This window comes from Nocardia flavorosea NBRC 108225, assembly GCF_001613385.1.
GTDB lineage: Bacteria > Actinomycetota > Actinomycetes > Mycobacteriales > Mycobacteriaceae > Nocardia > Nocardia flavorosea.
Window position 1 is genome coordinate 58317 of the sequence record NZ_BDCG01000015.1, and the last position, 18506, is coordinate 76822.

Sequence of the window (18506 nt, forward strand, 5' to 3'; positions counted from 1 at the left end):
AATTGCTGTGGAATTTCGTGATCGGACCGGCCGGGGCGGTGCTGTTCGGCGCGGCACTGGTGCTGCTGGCCGCGTCCACAGTGCTGCGGGAACGCACGGTTTCCCGGGCGGGCACCACGGACCGGCTGGCGACCTCGCGTCCGGTGCTGCACGGACTCGTCTTCACGTTCCTGGTCCTGGGCATCGGCGCGACCGCCGTCCGGATGGGGGTGATGACATGACGCGCCGTTCGAACCTGCTGCGCTGGGGTGCGGTGCTCGCCTCTGTCGTGGCGTCGGTGGCCGTCTGCCTGGTGGTGTCGGTGAGCGGTCGCGCGGATGGTGCGGTATCCGCACCCTCCGGTATCGCGGCGCCGCAGGGAGATATCGAGGGCTGGCGGCAGGTCTTCGTCGACGACTTCGCCGGGTCGAGCTTGAACGAATCCGATTGGGGCCGCTACAGCGGCGTACCCGGTGGCGATCCCGTGAGCTACTGGGATCCGGGACACACCGTGGTCCGGGACGGGATACTGGTACTCCAGGGGTACGAGAAGTTCGGCCGGTTGGTGACCGGGGGCGCGGGGATGTGGTCGCACGCCCAGCAGTACGGCAAATGGGAGGTCCGGGTCCGCGCCGACCCCAGCGACGCGGTGACCTATCACCTGCTGCTGTGGCCGGAGAACGAGATATGGCCGCCGGAAGTGGATTTCGCGGAGAGCTTCGGCGGCGGGCGCGCCTATATCGACGCGTTCGTGCACTGGACCGATGCACAGGGCCAGGCGCACAAGGCCAAACAGGCACTGCCGGGCGACTTCACCCAATGGCAGACGCTCGGGGTGGAATGGCTGCCCGGCGAGATCCGCTACACCCTCAACGGCCGGGTATGGGGTACTGAAACGGGGGATCGTGTGCCGTCGGTGCCGATGTGGCTGGGTATCCAGGCCCAGGCCGGAGGCTGCCAGAAGGCGCTGGCCGACGGGATGCCTCCGTGCCCGTGGGTCGGCACCCCGGCGCTGACCGAGATCCAGGTGGATTGGGTCAGCGTGTACGAGCCCGCGGAGCAATCGTGAGGGCGGAGACGATCGAGCAGCTGGTGTGCCCCTACACCGGCGGGTCGCTGACCGTGCGTGTGGTCGCGCAATCCGGCGATGGGGATATCGAATACGGCCTGGTCGGCTCCGAGAGCTTCGATTTCCCGATCGTGGCGGGCGTGTTACTGCTCGGATTGGGCAAAGGGTACGGCGGCCACGAAGAGGGGCTGGCCCCCTACGTGGCGCTGCAGGCCGCGGCCATCGACCATTTGCGGCACCGTGACGTCGAAGGACTGCTGTGGTGGATGAGCAAGCACTGTCCGCTCGTGCACCGGCTCGCGATCGGGACATTCGCCGATTACCGCGCGTTCGCCACCGAACTGCACGCGCGCACAGTGCGGCTCGAGGCGGCCGTGCTGGCCGTCGACGCCGATTCCGGTGTTCTCGGCGATCTGGGTGTGCGCCGCCGGCTCACCCGTGGGCTTCCCGCAGCGATAGCGGGCGGAGTGCATCGGCGCTTGTCGGCGGTGCGTGCTTCGCTGGCTGCCCGCCGGGCGCGGCGGGAACCGGAAACTGTTCTTGCCCAGAACTTCTACGCGCAGCGCTTCTACTCCCCGCGCGCCGCGGCGACCACGTTGCAGCTGGCCCATCTGCCGGTGGGGCAGCGGGTGCTGTCGCTGTGCGGTGGGCACGGGATGTTCGAGAACATCCTCGCGCTGTCCGGGCGGATGCCGCAGCGGCTGGTCTGCGTGGACGGCCAGCTGGTGAATCTGCTGGCCGTCCGGCGATTCGTGACCCCGGCCGCCGACCCCGTCTGCCTGGATGTCCAATTCGATCTGCCGTTCGCCGACGGCGCCTTCGACGCGGTGTTCTCCTCGACCTGCCTGCCGGAGATCCCCGCTCAGGCCCATGTGGTGCGGGAGGCCGTCCGGGTGACCGCGGCCACCGGCTGGACGCTGTTCGATTCGCTGTGGGCACTCGACAGCGGTGTGCTGCGCTGTGATCCCTACCGCCCTTATCGGTATCTGCAGAACTTCCTGCCCCGGGCGGCAGATTACCGGACCGTAATCGATCGGTGGACCGGCGACCGCAGCGCGGGGTACGCGTTCTCCCGTGATCCCGGTGCCCAATTATCCGGTCCGATATGGGCTTTCGATGAGGCGGAGATCGAGGCCGAACTGTCCGCCGCCACCGATACCGAACTGAACGCGCTGGTGATCGACCGGGACCGGTTCGCGGGCTTCGTCCCCGCCGATCACGACTGGATGCCGGGTGCCTTGTCGGTGAGCCCGGCCTACCGGAGCGCCCCCGGTGCCGCGACGCTGCTGCGGCGCCGGGCGGAATTCGCCGAAATGAACGCGGTGTTCGCTTCCCTGGATTTCCCGGGGTTGCCCGAGCGCGTCGAGCTGGACACACCGCCGGCCCCCGGCAGCTGGGCCGGGCTCTTCGCGGCGGGTGTGCTGGCGGCGCTGCCGCCGGACTACGACGTGGCGCGGGGACCGCTTCCGCACTGAACCACTGACCGACACAACGTTGCGGGCCGTAGGGGCCCGTCTGCTGTCGTGCCGATATCCGGCGCGGCTGTCGCACAGAGAGATGAGGACATCATGGGATCGAAACACACGGGTCGCCGCGCGCGGGTCGCCGCGGCCGGCCTGGCCACCGCCGTGGCCTTGGTACTGAGCGCCGCACCGGCCGGTGCAGTGGTGGACAACGCAGATATCGTGGTCGACGCGCAGCAGCGCACCATCACCGCGATCCAGGCGGACACCATGATCCGGGGTCTCGCCCCGCTCGACCGCAACCCCCTGACCCGGATGTGGGAGCACGACGGCCGGGCCGAGTTCACGGTCACCGGCGATAAGGCCGACGAGTTCAAGGGCACGATCAAGATCGGCTACCTGGTCGGCTTCCCGGCCACCTTCGGCGGCAAGATCCGGGTCAGCTACTCCACGCCCTCGTTCGGGTGGAACCTGGGCTGGGGAACTCCGGGTTTGGGCTTCAACGGCAGCCTCGTCCCGACCGTCACCGGCGAGATCGAGGTCGGTTTCGGGCCGGGCGTACAGCAGGTGGAACTGGCGAGCGGCGCGATCACCGGGGCGAGCGGGCATATCAGCCTGGTCAACTTCGTCGGCACCGTCACGGGCGTGATCGGCCCGGCCACCATCCAGCCCTATGTCACGGTGATCGCCGATTCCGGGGACACCGTCACCACTCTGGGCCGGCCCTGGGATATCTGACAGGCTGGGCGTGGGCGCGGATCAGACGCGCCCACGCAGGATCTCGGGGCCGAGGCGCCGCGCGAGATCCCAGACCACCGGTCCGTCCCGGACCACGTCCATATGCCCGCCCGCGACGGTGACCACCGGGATCTCGCCCAGCACGCGCCGCCATCCCGGCAGGTGATGCGCGGTCTGCTCGGTCACCACCGCGAGCGCCGGGAGCCGGTGGGTGCCCAGCCGGTGCCGGTTCTGCACCCGGAGCCCGAGCTCGTAGAACAGCTCCTGTTGACGCCCGATCGGCCGGCGCAGCAACCCGGCGGTGAGCATGGCCGTGTACAGACCCAACCGCCGCGCGAGGGTGCGGCCCTGGACCGGCACTGCCCCGCTGGGCGCCGTTGTCGGTGCATCGAATATCCGGGCCGTGGCGCTGGGTAGCGGCGCGTCCAGCAGCACTACCAGGTTGATCTCTTCGCCACGGCGCCGCAATCGTTCGGCCACCTCCAGCACCGCCACCGCACCCATCGAATGTCCGAGCAGGACATAGGGGCCATGGGGTTGCGCTGCGCGAATGGCGCGGGTCGCGTACCGGACCAGCGACCGCATCCGATAGTGCGCGGCACCGCGACGTTCGAGACCGCGCTGGCAGATCGCCCGCAACACCACACCGTCGGGCATCCGCGCGGCCAGCGGCACGAACGACCACGAACTTCCACCGGATCCCGGCAGACAGAACACAGTGACCGCGGCGCCGGTTTCTGCCGGCGCGCGCCCTAACCGGGTGACCGGCGCCGCGCGCATCGAGAAGGCGCGGACCGATTGCCGGTCCAGCAACTCGGCGAGTTCGGCGACGGTGGCGGCTCCGGCCAGATCGGCGATGGACGGCCGGAGTCCGAAGCGCTGCTCGATCCGGTCGCGTAGTTCCACCACCTGCAACGATGTTCCGCCCAGCGCGGTAAAGGTGTCGTCCGGACGGATATCGTCCAGCTCGAGCAGATCGCGCCAGATCTCGGCTACCGCGTCGATGGCGATCCGCCGGTCGCGTGCTTTCATCGGGTCCTCAAAATTTGTGCGTAACAGCGGGGGAAGGCCAGCAGCACCAGTGCTGCCAACGCGAGCCGGATCCGGCCGGAAGCGGCCAGGCCGATCAGATCGGCCGGTCGTATCCGCCGCCGGGCCGTCGCTATCGCCCGGGCGGTGTCCTCGCCGGGGTCGGCCCGCATGGCCAGATGGGCCAGCGGGAACACCGATTCCCGCAGAACGAACGCGGCCGATTCGGAACGTGTGGGAGCCGCGCCGGCGGCGACGAGCGGGGCCAGTGCCCGGTCCGGCAGGGTCGAGAGTTCGAAGGTATGTGGGTCGAAGGTGGCCGAGGCTGATCCGGGGCGGCGGTGGTATCGGTACGGTGCGGCGGCCACGAGTGCGACGGTGTCCGCCGCACAGGCCAGCGCGATCGCCGACGCCAGGTCCTCGTAGCGCCGGACCTCGTCCCACGGCCGGTCCGGGAGGAAATCCCGGCGGAACATCTTCGTCGGGGCATAGGCGCGGGCCTGCCCGCGCATCAGCAGGGTCGCGTACTCGGGCCCGGTGAGTACCGCGCGCGGGGGAGGCGGCTCGTCGATACCTGTGACGGTGCCCTCCGCGTCGACGAGAGTGGTCCGGCATACCGCGAAATCGTGCCCGGCGATGGCCGCGCGCAGGATCCGCAGCGCGTCCGGTGCGACGGTATCGTCTGCGTCCACGAACCAGACCAGCGGTGCCCTCGCCTCGGCCAGGCCTCGATTGCGGGCCGCGCCGGGGCCCTGCCGCGCCGGCAGGGTCACCAGTGTGGCGGGTAATCCCGCCGCGGTGAGCGCGGCCATGGCCAGCGGTCCGCTGTGGTCGTGCGAATGGTCGTCCACCACGATCACGCGGTCGGGGCGCGGCTCGAGCCGGGCCAGGGATCGGACGCAGGCACCGAGATGGGCGGCGGCGTCGAACACGGGCACGATCACCTCCACTCCGGAGGGGCGCGCGGGGTCAGCGGGAACGGGCACGGTACAGCTCCATGAGGCGGCGGGCGGTATTGGCCGCCACGAATCGGGTGGTTTCCACTCCGGGGCCGCGGCGCAGCGCGCGCCCGGCGGCACGAAGCACTGGTCGCGGACTGTCCACGCGACCGGGCACCAGCAGGGCCAGTAGTTCGTCGGGCTCGGGCACGGAACGGCCGCGGTGGGCGGCATGAGTCCGGGCGATGGCGCAGTAGGACTCCAGCAGTTCTTCCCAGCGGGTGCGGGAAGCCTGCCCCGGATGCACGCGATAGGCGGTACCGACCAGCCGCAGGTTGGCGAAGGCGCCGTATTCGCTGAGCTCACACCACAGGGCGTAATCCTCACCGAGCCCGCCGGTCTCGCCGCGATAGCCGATGTTGTTGTCCGACAGCATCTGCGCGCGAAACATCACGCTGGAGTGCGCGAAACAACTGCTCAACAGCAGCCGCTGCCGGCACGCGCGATCACCGCGCGGCATCCGGACCCGCCCGGAGTCCGCGCCGAACAGCCGGTAGTCGGTACCCACCACGATCACCCGCGGATGGCGCCGCAGATACGCGACCTGGGCGGCCAGTCGTCCCGGCAGCATCCGGTCGTCGGCGTCGAGCCGGGCGATCAACGCGCCCCGGGCCTGTGCCAGTCCGGCGTTGGACGCGCTCACCACGCCCGCGCGGGGGCGGCGCAGCACCTCGATGCGTGGATCGGCGTAGCTCTCGGCGATCCGGGCGGTCGCATCCCGCGAACCGTCATCGACGATGAGCAACTCGTAGTCGGTGAACGACTGGGCCAGCACCGATTCGATCGCTTCGCCGAGGAAGGCGGCGGCGTCGCGGGCCGGAACGAGTACCGATACTTCCGGCCTCCGGCGTGCCGCGACGCTCATGCCGCTTCCCGCGCATCGGCATCGATCTCGCGCAGCATCCGGCGGATGGGGCCGGCGATCGCGAGGATCATCGCGAACTCCATAACGAGGTAGGCCAGGCCCACGGCGGTGAGCCCGAGGTGGGGGAGCAGCGACCAGGTGAGTCCGATCACTCCCGCGGCCATACCGGCCTGTACGCAGAGCGCGTACCGGAGGGTACGCCGCACCCGGACGAGACCGCCGAAAACATATCCCGGCACCGAGAGCAGCTGGGTCACCGCCATAATCCACAGCAGCGCCCGGGTGTTGTCCGCGTACTGCGTGCCCAGCAGGATCATCGCGACCGGGGCGATCGCGCCGAGGGCGATCGCCGCCGCGGCGGCCACGGCGACCAGCAGCCGGGTCTGGCCGTGCACCAGCGCGGGAAGCGCGGCGGGTTCGGCCGCGGCGGCACGCGCCACGAACGGTCCGCTGATCATGGACAACACCAGGGTGACCCCGGCGACCAGAGTCCAGGAAACCCCGAAGTACGCCGCCTCGGTGACACCGAGTTCGTGCACCACCAGCAGCGGTACGGTCACCGGCAGCAGTGCGTTGACCACGACGATCCCGTAGAGGGAGACGCATTCACGGACCAGCGACCGCGCCGGCGGAAGGGTCGCGGTGACACGGTCGAACACGCGCCGCAATCCCGCGCCCCCGGTAGTGATGAGTACCGTGACGACCCCGGCGGCCACCGCCGCCGGAACTGTCCAGGCCAGCAGGACCGCGGCCGAATCGGTGTAGACGAACCCGAAGACCAGTAACAGCACCAGTTTGGCCACCGCGTGCGCGATGTTCTTCCAGGCCGTCCACCGCCCCCGTAGTAGCCCGATCAGCACGGAGTCCTGGAGCGCGAAGGCGCCGACGACCACGACGGTCACGACGAACATCACGACCTGGCCGGTATCGGTGAATAATTCGCCGCGGGGCGCGACGGCCAGGTAGCCCGCCGCGAGCAGCGCCGCCACGGCGGCCACCACCAGATGTGTGCGCAGGATGAGGACGCGACCGGTAGCGCCCGCGGTGGGCAGGAAACGTTCGAAGAACGGGCCCATACTCAGATTCGACAGCGCACCCAGCGTTGTCGCGGCCATGACCGATGTGCTGGCCCGGCCCACCGCTTCCACCGGAAGCGTTCGCGCGGCAACCGCCCAGAAGACGAGGCCGAGGCCGCCGTTCACCACCCCCGCGAGCATGAGTGCGTGGGAGTCGGCCACGAAATGCCGCGCGGTGTCATCGTGCTCCGGTGTTCCGGTGCCGGTATGGATGTCGCCCACCGAGATATCGCTTTCGAGCTGAGCGGTCACGGACCGCAGCCGGTACGGCGAAGGCGGGGTGGGGCCGGAATCGGCCGGGGCGCAGGCGAAGACTAACACGCCGGTCCGCCGGTCGGCAGCTCGTTGCGCGCGGGAACTACCGGCCGGTCCACCGCGACTGTTAAGGGCGGAGGTGGTCGCTGTGACGGCTGTGCGAAGACGATCCGGCGGATCCGCGGAGCGGGCGGCGGTGCGTGACGAACTCGCCGAGGTGTGGACCCGGGTCCTGTCCGTCCGGCCCGGGCCCGATGATACGTTCACCGATCTCGGCGGTAGTTCGGTGCAGGTCGAGGAGGCGATCGCCCATTCCCGGGGGCATCTGATCGCACCGCTGGTCACCGCGGATTTCACCGGGGATCCCACTCTGGACGAACAAGCGGGAAGGGTGGCGCGGCGGTACCGTGCGGGATTCGGTGCGGGTGACACTGCCCTGCAGCAGTTGCGGCCCGGTGCCGCGCCCGCCGTGTTCTGCTTCGCCGGCGCCGGCGCGACGGCGGCCTGGTATCTACCGCTGGTCGCGGCCCTGGCGGCGGCGCCCGGCACGGCGCGCGGGGTGTACGGCCTGCAGGCGCACGGCCTGCAGAGCCGCGCCCGGGCCGCCTGGTCGGTGACCGGCGCGGCCCGGCGGCACCGGCGCGCGATCACCGGTGTGCAGCCTGCCGGACCCTATGTCCTGGTCGGACATTCGTTCGGCGGTATCGTCGCCCTGGCCACGGCCGAAGCGCTGCGCCGGCGCGGGCACCGGATAGCGCAGGTGGTGCTGCTGGACACGGTCGTCGACTCCGATCTCGCGCTGGCCCGGTGGGCACCGGAACAGGAGGGCTTCTCCGGGGCCACGGCCGGTTCACGACTGCCGCGTCCACTGCGCCTGCTGGGCGACCGGGCCCGGGCCGCGGGCGCGGGTCTCGTCCGCTACGACCCGGTCCGGCAGAAAGAGCTGTTCTGGGCGCTGGGCATGCGGGCCCAGCGCCGGTACCGGATCGGTGACTGCGCGCAGGTGTCCGTTCTGCTCACCGCGGATGCACCCGGACAGGCCGCGCTGTGGCAGGAGCTGGGGGTGCCCGAGACCCGGATCCATCAGGTGCCCGGTGGGCACCTGTCGATGGCCGCCGAGCCCGCGGTCGCCGACCGCCTGGCATCGATCGTCACCGCCGCCCTGCGCGGTGAGTACTGAGCGGGCCGGCAGGAGACGGCCGTCACTGCGCGGCCGGTCCGGGAACCGCACCGCGGTCGTATCCGACTATTTCCCATGACAGCAACGGCTCCTGGCGGGGGCGGCTCGTCGGCTCAGATTCACACCCGCGGTCGTTCGGGGCGCAATTCCGTCGGACCGCACAGCTGGACAGAGGACAACATGAGGATCGATACCCGGACTGGGGACGGTCGCGGCATCGAAGTGCGCGGTTTCTCGGCGGCGGCCACCACGGACGATATGGCGCTGCTGCGGCAACACGTCTATTACGACAAGATCGTCGTTCTCAAGGAACAAAGCCTCGGTATCGAAGAATTCGTCACTCTCGGTTCGGCATTGGGCAAACCGGTCGCCTACTACGAGCCCATGTATCACCATCCCGACAGCGAATACGTGTTCGTCTCGTCGAACGTGAATCGGGACACCGGCCGGGTGGGCGTGCCGAAAACCGGGGCATTCTGGCATTCCGATTACCAGTTCATGCCGGAACCGTTCGCCATCACCTGTTTCTATCCGCAGCGATTACCGGCGGCCGGACGCGGCACCTATTTCATCGATATGGCCCAGGCTTACCGGCGGCTGAGCCCCCGACTACGAGACGCGATCGAGAACACCTTCTGCCTGCACAGCGCGCGCCGGTACGTGAAAATTCGCCCCGAGGACGTGTTCCGCCCCCTCGGTGAGGTGCTCGCCGAGGTCGAAGACCGGACACCGCCGCAGCGCCGGCCCACGGTCCTGCACCACCCGGTGACGAAGGAGCCGTTGCTCTACGTCTCCGAGGCGTTCACCTACGCGATCCAGGACGCCGCCGGAACCGCGCTACCCGGCACGCTGCTGTCGGATCTACTGGCCGAATCGGGGCAGCTCGACGACACCTACTCGCACCCGAACATTTTCCTGCAGCCATACGAGCCCGGCGACCTGGTGCTCTGGGACAACCGCACGCTCATCCACCGTGCCCTGCACAACCCCGGTAACGACCTCACGGAGTCCTACCGGGTGACCGTAGTCGACGAATATCCGCTCACCCTCGAGGAAGCCGCATGACCGCCACCGATTCGCTACCTGCCGTCGCCGTCTCCGACGCCACCGAGGGCGATATCGCGTTGCTCGCCCGCACCATGCGGCCGTACGCGAGCAAGGACACCGTCTATCTGCGGCGCGCGCATGCCGCCCGCCGCGGCGAAACGGTGGTGGGTGTGGGCGAATTCGCGATCGAGCAGAGCTGCTATATCGAGGACACCGGCCATTTCAACGCGGTCGAGTTCAATATTTCCTACAACCAGCTGATCTACTACACGCTGGCCGTGGCCATCCGTGACCGGCTGATACCGGAGCTGGCGGACTGGTCGATGGACGACTACTGGGTCCGGCAACTGCCGTCGGTACTGATCAGCAAATTCGGCAGCCGCTACCGCCGTCCCATCGATTCCCGTTCCTACATCGCCGAACTCACCATCGGCGAGGTCACGTTCCGCAACCGTTCGCGGCCGCTGTACGCGCTGCAGACCGGGGTGGAGTTCACCGACTTGGCCGGGGGCAGCGCCGTCGGCGATATCGAGATCGTGCTGCTGGACCCGCCCGGGCATCCGGCGGCAGGTGCGGCGCGATGAGGGGCCCGCACACGCTGGTGGCGGCGTTGGCGCACAACGCCGCCACCCGAGCCCGGTGGCCGGCGCTGATCGACGGCTCGGGCCAGGTGGAGTACGGCGCGCTCGAGGCACGGTCGCGGGCCGTCGCGCACGCCCTGCGCGCGGCGGGGATCGGGGCGGGTGACCGGGTGCTGTACCTGGCGCAGGACACGGTCACGGTCTATGAACTGCTGTACGGATGTGCCCGCATCGGCGCTGTCCTGGTACCGGTGAACTGGCGGCTGACGACAGTGGAGATCGATTACATACTCGACCACAGCGGTGTCCGGCTCGTTGTCACCGACACCGCCGACCGGCTCGGCACGACCCCCGCCACGGTGGTGACGCTGCCGGATTACCCGTCCTGGCGCGACGGCGCTCCCGAAGCGGCAGGCGAGGAATTCCCCGCCACCGCCGATACACCTGTTGTGCAGATGTACACCAGCGGGACCACCGGGCGCCCGAAAGGGGTGGTGCTGGCGCACCGGACGTTCTTCGCGGTCCGGACGTTGCTCGACGAAGCCGGGCTGGACTGGATCGACTGGCATGCCGACGATGTGGGCCTGATCGCGCTGCCGTCCTTCCATATCGGCGGGATGTGGTGGGCCACCCAAGGGTTGAACGCGGGCGTGACCTCGGTCGTGCTTCCGTCGTTCACCGCCGCGGGCGCGGTCGCCACGGTGCGCGAACACCGGGTCACCACCTCCTGTTTCGTGCCCGCGATGCTGCTGCTCATGCTGTCCGAACCGGATACCGGGCCGGCCGATTTCGCTTCACTGCGCAAAATCGTCTACGGGGGGTCGCCGATCGGCCCCGACCTGCTCGCCCGCGCGGTGGAAACCTTCGGCTGCGATTTCGCCCAGATCTACGGGCTCACCGAGACCGGCAATACGGCGATCTGCCTGCCGCCCGCCGACCATCGGCCGGGCCGGCAGTTGCTGCACGCCGCGGGCCGGCCGTATCCGGGTGTCGGCGTGCAGATCCGGCGCCCCGATGGCACGGCCGCCGCTGCGGGGGAATCCGGTGAGGTGCTGCTGCACAGTCCTGCGCGGATGGTGGAATACTTCGCCGATCCGGACGCCACGGCCGCCACCGTGACCGCGGACGGTTGGGTGCGCACCGGGGACGCCGGCTACCTCGACGACGAGGGCTATCTCGTGATCCGGGACCGGGTCAAGGATCTGATCATCGTCGCGGGCGAGAACGTCTACCCGGCGGAGGTGGAGAAGGCCATCGGCGCGCATCCGGATGTCCACGACTGCGCGGTGGTCGGCGCGCCGGACGATCGGTGGGGCGAGCGGGTCCACGCCTTCGTGGTAGCGCGGCCCGGCACCGGGCTCACCACGCGGGATCTGGTGCGTTTCCTGACCGGGCGGCTGGCCGGGTTCAAGGTGCCCTCGCGCTACGACTTCGTCGAGGTGATCCCGCGCAATCCGAGCGGGAAGATTCTGCGCCGCGAACTGCGCGAACGATTCTGGGCCGATCGTGATCGACGCGTCAACTGAAGCGCCGGCCGACCGGCCGCGCCTGCGGACGGCGGCCCCGTGGCTCGTCCTGGCGCTGTCGGTGGCCGCGATGGCGGTGTTCCTGCGCGTCACCGCCGGTGAGTACTATCTCGGCGATCTCCGGGTCTTCGTCTCGGCATCACACTGGCTCGCCGAGGGTTCGCTGTACCGGGCGACCAGCCCTACCGGCGCCGGCGATGTCCGGATTCCGTTCCTGTACCCGCCGTGGGTGGCAGCGGTGTTCACCCCGTGGTCGTGGCTGCCGTTCCCGATCACCGCGGTGCTGTGGACGGTGCTCGGTCTCGCCGCGCTGGGGACGAGTGTGCTGCTGACACTGTCGCTGGTGACGGGGCAGCGGCACCTGCGTGACCGTACGCTGCTGCGGTCGGCGGCGTGGTGGAGTGCGGGCCTGCTGTGGATCACCCCGGTCCGGCACTGCCTCTACGAAGGGCAGGTCTCGTTGCTGCTGTTCGTCGCCGTGGTGGCCGGGGTGTGGTGTGCTCGCCCGGCGGCCGCGGTGGCGATCGGACTCGCGACGGCCACCAAGTTCGCGCCGGGTGCCGCCCTGGTCACCCTGGCGGTGCACCGGCGCCCGCGGGCCGTGCTGTGGGGTCTGGCGGGATTCGCGATTCCGCTCGCGGTCGGCTGGGCTGCCTATCCCGCGCAGTCGCGGCAGTATCTGGCGGACGGGGCGATCCTGGACGCCGTCGACCGGGTGGGCGGCGTGGCCACGGTGGCCAATCAGTCGCTGCGGGCAGCCATGAGCCGCTTCGCCGGTGCGGATGTAGGCTGGCAGGCTTTGTGGCTGCTGGCCGCGGTGTTCCTGACGGTCTGCGCCGGCGCGGTCCTGTACCGGCGGCGTGGCGACCGGGCGGTGGCCCTCTGGGTGCCGACAGTACTGGCGGCCGCGCTGATCCCGCTCGGCTGGACCCATCAGTGGGTGTGGCTGATTCCGATGCTGGTCTGGTTGCGGCGTGGGCCCGACCGGCGCAGCGGCTGGGCGCGGACACTGTCGCTGCTGTGGTTCGCCGGCCTGCTGAGCCCCGCGGTGGAGCTGCTGTTGCTGATCCAGAAATCGAACTATGTGTACGACCGGCCACTGTGGCAGGCCCTGGCCGGGGCCGCCTATGTACTCGGTGCGATCACCACACTGCTCGCTGTTGCGGTGCACAGCCGCTCGGAGCGGGGCACCCGCGTCGGGAAAGGACAGACCGAATGACGTTGACCAGGCAGGGGGTCGTCGAGGATATCGCGGAGCTGCTGTTCGCCGAACCGGCGGAACTGACCGCCGAGACCGATCTGGCCGAGCTCGGCCTGGATTCACTACGGCTCACCACGCTGGTCGACCGCTGGCGTGTCGCGGGGGCGCGGATCGGGTTCGCCGAACTGGCCGAAGAACCGGTGCTCGGAGCCTGGTTCGTGCGATTGGGCATATGACGGTGTCGCCGGAATACGCACTGACCGCGGCACAGCGCGGTATCACCGATGCGCTGCGCCTGTGGCCGGATGGTAGCGCGTTCGCGCTCGCCGAGTATCTGGCGATGCGGGGTCCGGTCGATCCACAGCTCTGGGCCACCGCGGTGCGCTGCATGATCCTCGATACCGAGGCGCAGCGGATCCGGCTGGTCCACACCGACTCCGGGCCGCGCCAGATCGTCGTCCCGGCCGACCGGGTGCCGGTGACCGTCACCGACCTCTCCGGCGCGGCTGCGCCGGAGGCGACGGCGCAGGCCCTGATGGAGGCCGACCTGCGCGCGCCGTGCGATCCGTACGCCGGGGTCACCACCGCACATCTGATCCTGATCACCGGCCCGGAAACGCTGCTGTGGTATCACCGGGCCCACCACGTCGCCCTCGACGGATATGGTTTCGCCCAGTGCGCTCGCCGGGTCGCCGAACATTACCGGGCCCTGTGCGGTGCCACTCCGGTCCCGGCACGCGAACGCGGACTCACCGAGGTCGTCGCCGAGGACAGCGCCTACCTCGGTTCGGCGCGATACGCCGCCGACCGTGCGTACTGGCATTCGGTCCTGCCGGGCCGTAGCGCCCCCACTCCGGCGGCCGGCACCGCCCCGCCGGCCGCGCAGGGGACCCGGACACGGCGCGCTCTATCTTTGCGGCACCCGCCGGCCGGAGCCCGCTACGGGGTGGGGGAGTCGGTGCTGGCGGCGGTGGCCATCCAGCTCAGCCGCCATCTCCGGGAACGCGATGTGGTGCTCGGCGTCCCGATGATGAACCGGATCGGCTCGGTCGCCGCCACCGTACCCGCCATGGTGCTCAATGCTGTCGCCGTGCCGGTATCCGTCGATCCGTCCGGCACCGTGGCCGAGCTCGCCGGACAGATCGGGAAGTTCCTCGCCCGCGCCCGCCGGCATTCCCGGTACCGGCACGAACTCTTACGCGGCGAACTCGGCCTGATCGGCGCGGGCCGCAGCCTGCTCGGCCCGATCGTCAACATCATGCCGTTCGACTACGAAATGGGCTTGCCTGGTATCGAGACCACAGCGGCGAATCTCGGCGCGGGCCCGGTCGAGGACCTGTCGCTCAATCTGTATCTGCGCGGCGGCACCGCGGAACTGATCGTCGACGCGAATCCGGGCCGCTACACCACTACCGAAGTCGACGCGTACGCCGACGCCGTGGTCCGGATGATCGAGGCCGTCACAGCGGCGGATACGGACACGATCGCCGATCTCGGAATCGACTACGTGCTTCTGCAATCCCCGGCAGCGGCACCCGCCGACGATCCGCTGCAACTGTTCGCCGGGCACGCCCGCGCCGATCCGGACGCCCCGGCCCTGATCGACGGTGCCCACGTCCGCTCGCGCGGCGAACTGCTGGCCGCCGCGACGGCGCGGGCGGAAAAGCTGCGCGCCCACGGGGTGCGGCCCGGGGATCTGGTCGCCGTGCTACCCGGAGGCGGGGCGGACGATATCGTCAGTGTGCTCGGTATCGCGGCAGCGGGTGCGGCCCATGCCGCCCTGGACACGGCGCTGTCCCACGATGATCTACGGGCCCTGGTCACCGCGCTCGCCCCTGCGGCGCTGCTGCACGACGGACGCCGCGCCGGGCTCGCGGCCACGGTCGCCCCCGGCGTGCCGATGGTAGCCACGGCACCGCCGCGCGAATCATCACCGGCGACCACCGGCGACTCGTTTCCCCCGGGAGCCGGCTACGCCGTGCTCACCTCGGGATCCACCGGCCGGCCGAAGGCCGTCCGGGTCGGCGGTGTCGCCCTGGCAGGCTTCGTCACCGACGCGATGCGGCGCTATCGCTGGCGACCCGGCGACCGTGTCGTGCAGTTCGCTCCATTGCACGCCGATACCAGCGTCGAGGAAATCTTCGTCACCCTGGTCGCGGGGGCGGCGCTGGTGGCCACCTCTCCCGCTGACCGCGGCTCGCCGGCCGCCCTGCTCGGATCGGCCGCCCGCAGCGCCGCCACCGTACTCGACCTGCCCACCGCGGTCTGGCACGAGCTGGCGGTAGCCCTGGGCTCCGGGTCCGTCACGATCCCGCCGACGATACGGATGGTCGTGATCGGCGGTGAGGAGGCCTCGCCGGAACTCGTGGTGCGCTGGCAGCGGCGCGGTGGTCCGCTGCTGCACAACAGTTACGGCCCGAGCGAGGCCGCGATCGTCTGCGCCAGCACCGATCTTGTCCCCGGCGCGGTACCACCGGTGCTGTTGGGCGAACTGTTCCCCCGCATCGGCGCGGCCCTGGCCGTGGACCGGCTCGCCGCTGAGCCGGACTGCCGCTGCGGCGTCCTTCACCTCTACGGGCCTATGCTCGCCGACGGCTATTTGCCGGCCGGCAAAGACAGCGGCTTTCGCGAAATCACCGTGGGCGCCCACACGGTTCGCGCCTTCGTGACCGGCGACCGGGTCCGGGTCCGCGACGACGGAGCGCTGGAATTCCTCGAGCGGGTCGACGGCACGGTGAAGATCGGTGGCCGCCGCGTCGGTGTGCGGGCCATCGAAGACGCGCTGCGCCGCGACGCCGATATTCGGGACGCGATGATCACCCGGCGTGGTGAATTCGCGCTCGACGCGCTCGTGACCGTGAACCGACCCCGGCCGGCGGGCTGGCCCACAGAGGTGCGGCAGCGGCTGGCCGAACAGTTGCCGCCCGCCTGGATCCCGGCGCGCATCCAGGTGGTCGACACCTTGCCGCGCACCCGAAATCTGAAGGCGGACCGGACAGCTGTCGTCGCGGCCGAACCGGCATCGGGCACCGGTGTCCGGCGAGTGCTGGAGATCTTCGCCGACATCCTCGGTCGCGACGACCTCACCGCTACCGACGATTTCTTCGCGGCGGGCGGCACGAGCATGCAGACCATCGCGGTGGCGAACCGGCTCACTATCGCGCTGGGCACACCGGTGACGGTGGACGATGTCCTCGCCCACCCCACCGCGGCCGAACTCGCCGAACCCGCGCACCGGAACCAGGAGCCGGCCCCCGACCTCGCGGCCGAATGCGCCGTTCTTCGACAGGAACTGGCCACGACGCCGCACGCCGCCGTGCGCGGCGGGCCGGTACTGCTCACCGGTGCCACCGGATTCCTCGGGGCATATCTGCTCGCGGAACTGCTGGAGTCCACCGCGGACGAGGTGATCGTCGCGGTCCGTGCCGACAGTGCCGGGCACGCTCGCCACCGGCTGCGGGCGGCATTCACGGCGATCGCGGCGGCGGAGGTGTTCGATACCGCGTGGCAGTCCGGGCGGGTGCGGGTCGTGACAGGTGAACTCACCGAGCTCTCCGGCCGGGCGGATTCGTTCGGTGCGCCGAGCCGGATTGTGCACAGCGCGGCCGAGGTCAGCGCCATCCGGTCCTACCACAGTCTGCGAGCCACCAACGTGGTGCCGACGAGACATCTGCTGCGGCTGGCCCGGAGCACGGCGGCGGCGTTCACCCTGATCTCGACCGCTACGGCGGCCGGTGCACGGGGCGGCCTGAGCGATCCGGCCGCGCTGCCCACCGGTTACGCGCAGAGCAAATCGGTCGCCGAACACCTGCTGGCGACCGCCGCCGGGGAATTCGACCTCACCGTGACGATCGCCCGTCCCGGCCGGGTCCTGCCGCATCCGGCGGATACCCGGGGCGCGCCGCGCGACTTCCTGCACGATCTCGTGGCGGCCGTGACCGCCGTGGACGCGGTGCCGCGAACCACACTGCGGGAACCGGTAATCCGCGCCGACGACCTCGCCCGGCTCGTCCTCGCACCCGCCCCGGAATCCCCCGCTCGATCTCCCCGCATACTCGATCTGTTCGGGCCCGAACCGGTCGCGATCGCCGAGGTACTGAGTGCTGTCACCACCGCTCGAGTGGCTCCGCTGGCGGAATGGCGCGGGCTGGTCGCCGCATGCGGGCAGCTTGCCCCGCCTCGCCGGTCCGCGGTGCTTCGCTGGTGCGATATCCAGCTCGGCGGATTCGCCCACGATTGGTTGTCCGACCACGCGGCACCCGTGCCCTGGCGTTCGGCCGGGGAGGTAGCAGAACTGCTCGGGCTCGCCATCGGATGAGACCCCGGTAGTCGTCGTAGTAGTTGCGGTCGCGGTTCTGGCCGCAGCCGCGCTCGGAGTCGGGAGTCATGGTGGCGGCCGTCGCAGTCGAGCCGGGACCGCAGACGCAGCGGGGGCGTGGCCAGGATCGGGATCGGAGTCGGGTCGGAGGTAGAGCAGTTCGCGCAGTCGCGGCCGGGGTTGTAGATCGGAGTCGGCGTCGGAGTGGGAGCTGCCATCGGAGCGGAGAATTGAAGTTGTGCCGGCCTGGGAGCCGCAACGGGAGTCGTCACAGGTACAGAAGGTGTTGCGAGAGGCTGCGCGGGTCCGTGCCCGTCGTGTGACCTGGGCTGCGCCGCCTGATGTCGTCAGGCTGCGGAGTCCTGGACCGAGGTGCCGATATCCGAGCGCCCTGGTCCGGTGGCCACGGTGCCCGAGGCCGTGGCGCGGCGCGCGCGGAGCGCGTCCCACCACGCAGGTACGCACAGCGACAGCAGCAGCACAGTTCCCAGCGCAACCGGCGAATGCGACGCCAGCCGCTCGACGGTCACCCGGTCCTGGAACCAGTCCACGACCACGAAACCGCTCAGAATCATCACGAAAACTCCCACGACCGGCAGCAGCACCGTGGCCGATCGCGGCCGCCACGCCGCGGTCAGGAACCCGGCGCCCAGCGCCAGGGTCCATGCCGTGCTCTCGTTGAACAGATGCACCGCGGGCCCCGCCTGGTGCCCGGCATGCGTACCGGTCATCCCGAAATCGAAGCCCCCGAGCTGAGCCGCACCCATTGCGAGTTGCCCGATGCCCACGAGCACGAGCAGAACACGTATCCCGAACCCGGCGGCCGGTCCGCGCCGACGGGGCGCGGCGGGTGCCGCGGCGAGAATCCGCTCGGTGAGATCGGGGACCGGTGGCGCCGGAGCGAGCCGGTGCTCAGGGGTCAGGGCGGTCGCCGTCGCATACCACCGGCGGCACGGCGGACATTGTGTGAGATGTTCGTCCAGCCGGGCAGCGGGCACCGGCCCGGCCTCGCCGTCGAGCCGAGCGGACAGCGATTCCCGTGCCACCGAGCATTTCACGCGCCGATTCTCGCACCACCGTCCGGCGTGGTGTCGCCGGGATCACCCGGGCTTCCGGGAACCGGGCGGCCCGCGCATCCGACTGCTCGACCGTGCCGAATCCATCGATCTTCCGTGCGCTGC

16 protein-coding genes are annotated in these 18506 nt (G+C 70.1%); 11 read left to right on the forward strand and 5 right to left on the reverse strand.

All coding sequences use genetic code 11. The features are described from left to right. Positions 1 to 2: 2 nt before the first annotated feature. From NFL01S_RS35595 to NFL01S_RS18650, 4 genes are all read left to right on the forward strand, one after another. Complete coding sequence (locus NFL01S_RS35595; RefSeq protein ID WP_062977043.1) at positions 3 to 221, forward strand: hypothetical protein; 219 nt, start codon at positions 3 to 5, stop codon at positions 219 to 221. After that, positions 218 to 1048 carry a glycoside hydrolase family 16 protein gene (locus tag NFL01S_RS18640; RefSeq protein WP_062977045.1) on the forward strand — a complete coding sequence of 277 codons (831 nt, stop codon included), beginning with the start codon at positions 218 to 220 and terminating at the stop codon, positions 1046 to 1048. The genes NFL01S_RS35595 and NFL01S_RS18640 overlap by 4 nt, the downstream gene beginning before the upstream one ends. Continuing rightward, entirely contained in the window at positions 1045 to 2523 is a 1479-nt protein-coding gene (locus NFL01S_RS36555) for a class I SAM-dependent methyltransferase (protein ID WP_062977047.1), read from the forward strand. The genes NFL01S_RS18640 and NFL01S_RS36555 overlap by 4 nt, the downstream gene beginning before the upstream one ends. 93 nt (positions 2524 to 2616) lie before the next feature. After that, entirely contained in the window at positions 2617 to 3249 is a 633-nt protein-coding gene (locus NFL01S_RS18650; RefSeq protein ID WP_063915989.1) for an MspA family porin, read from the forward strand. A 21-nt stretch (positions 3250 to 3270) separates the two neighbouring features. On the opposite strand, the gene NFL01S_RS18655 is transcribed toward NFL01S_RS18650, so the two are convergent. The 4 genes from NFL01S_RS18655 to NFL01S_RS18670 are packed head-to-tail and all read right to left on the reverse strand — an operon-like array spanning position 3271 to position 7469. Continuing rightward, complete coding sequence (locus NFL01S_RS18655) at positions 3271 to 4281, reverse strand: alpha/beta hydrolase (protein WP_062977049.1); 1011 nt, start codon at positions 4279 to 4281, stop codon at positions 3271 to 3273. Beyond that, positions 4278 to 5264 (reverse strand): glycosyltransferase family 2 protein, encoded by a 987-nt coding sequence (locus NFL01S_RS18660; RefSeq protein ID WP_063915990.1) that lies wholly within the window; start codon positions 5262 to 5264, stop codon positions 4278 to 4280. Before NFL01S_RS18660 ends, NFL01S_RS18655 begins: the two co-directional genes overlap by 4 nt. Next, entirely contained in the window at positions 5248 to 6141 is an 894-nt protein-coding gene (locus NFL01S_RS18665) for a glycosyltransferase family 2 protein (RefSeq protein WP_062977054.1), read from the reverse strand. The genes NFL01S_RS18660 and NFL01S_RS18665 overlap by 17 nt, the downstream gene beginning before the upstream one ends. After that, complete coding sequence (locus NFL01S_RS18670; RefSeq protein WP_084492877.1) at positions 6138 to 7469, reverse strand: lipopolysaccharide biosynthesis protein; 1332 nt, start codon at positions 7467 to 7469, stop codon at positions 6138 to 6140. Before NFL01S_RS18670 ends, NFL01S_RS18665 begins: the two co-directional genes overlap by 4 nt. Before the next feature lie 151 nt (positions 7470 to 7620). Between NFL01S_RS18670 and NFL01S_RS18675 the strand changes: the two genes are divergently transcribed. From NFL01S_RS18675 to NFL01S_RS18705, 7 genes are all read left to right on the forward strand, one after another. Beyond that, positions 7621 to 8652 (forward strand): alpha/beta fold hydrolase, encoded by a 1032-nt coding sequence (locus tag NFL01S_RS18675; protein WP_168433896.1) that lies wholly within the window; start codon positions 7621 to 7623, stop codon positions 8650 to 8652. 180 nt (positions 8653 to 8832) lie between these two features. Then, positions 8833 to 9717, forward strand: coding sequence for a (3R)-3-[(carboxymethyl)amino]fatty acid oxygenase/decarboxylase (scoE, locus tag NFL01S_RS18680; RefSeq protein WP_084492881.1), 885 nt, complete (start codon positions 8833 to 8835; stop codon positions 9715 to 9717). Continuing rightward, complete coding sequence (locus NFL01S_RS18685) at positions 9714 to 10283, forward strand: FcoT family thioesterase (protein ID WP_062977060.1); 570 nt, start codon at positions 9714 to 9716, stop codon at positions 10281 to 10283. The genes scoE and NFL01S_RS18685 overlap by 4 nt, the downstream gene beginning before the upstream one ends. Continuing rightward, positions 10280 to 11806: an AMP-binding protein gene (locus NFL01S_RS18690; RefSeq protein WP_062977062.1), complete on the forward strand. Its 1527-nt coding sequence runs from the start codon at positions 10280 to 10282 to the stop codon at positions 11804 to 11806. The genes NFL01S_RS18685 and NFL01S_RS18690 overlap by 4 nt, the downstream gene beginning before the upstream one ends. Continuing rightward, a complete protein-coding gene (locus NFL01S_RS18695) occupies positions 11787 to 13025 on the forward strand; it encodes a glycosyltransferase 87 family protein (protein WP_062977064.1) in 1239 nt (412 codons plus the stop codon). The genes NFL01S_RS18690 and NFL01S_RS18695 overlap by 20 nt, the downstream gene beginning before the upstream one ends. Then, the gene (locus NFL01S_RS18700; RefSeq protein WP_062977066.1) at positions 13022 to 13243 is read left to right on the forward strand and encodes a phosphopantetheine-binding protein; all 222 of its coding nucleotides are present in this window, start codon (positions 13022 to 13024) and stop codon (positions 13241 to 13243) included. The genes NFL01S_RS18695 and NFL01S_RS18700 overlap by 4 nt, the downstream gene beginning before the upstream one ends. Then, the gene (locus NFL01S_RS18705; protein WP_062977068.1) at positions 13240 to 17325 is read left to right on the forward strand and encodes an AMP-binding protein; all 4086 of its coding nucleotides are present in this window, start codon (positions 13240 to 13242) and stop codon (positions 17323 to 17325) included. Before NFL01S_RS18700 ends, NFL01S_RS18705 begins: the two co-directional genes overlap by 4 nt. 347 nt (positions 17326 to 17672) lie before the next feature. On the opposite strand, the gene NFL01S_RS18710 is transcribed toward NFL01S_RS18705, so the two are convergent. After that, positions 17673 to 18383, reverse strand: a complete 711-nt coding sequence (locus NFL01S_RS18710; RefSeq protein WP_084492883.1) for a zf-HC2 domain-containing protein — start codon at positions 18381 to 18383, stop codon at positions 17673 to 17675. Positions 18384 to 18506: the final 123 nt, after the last annotated feature.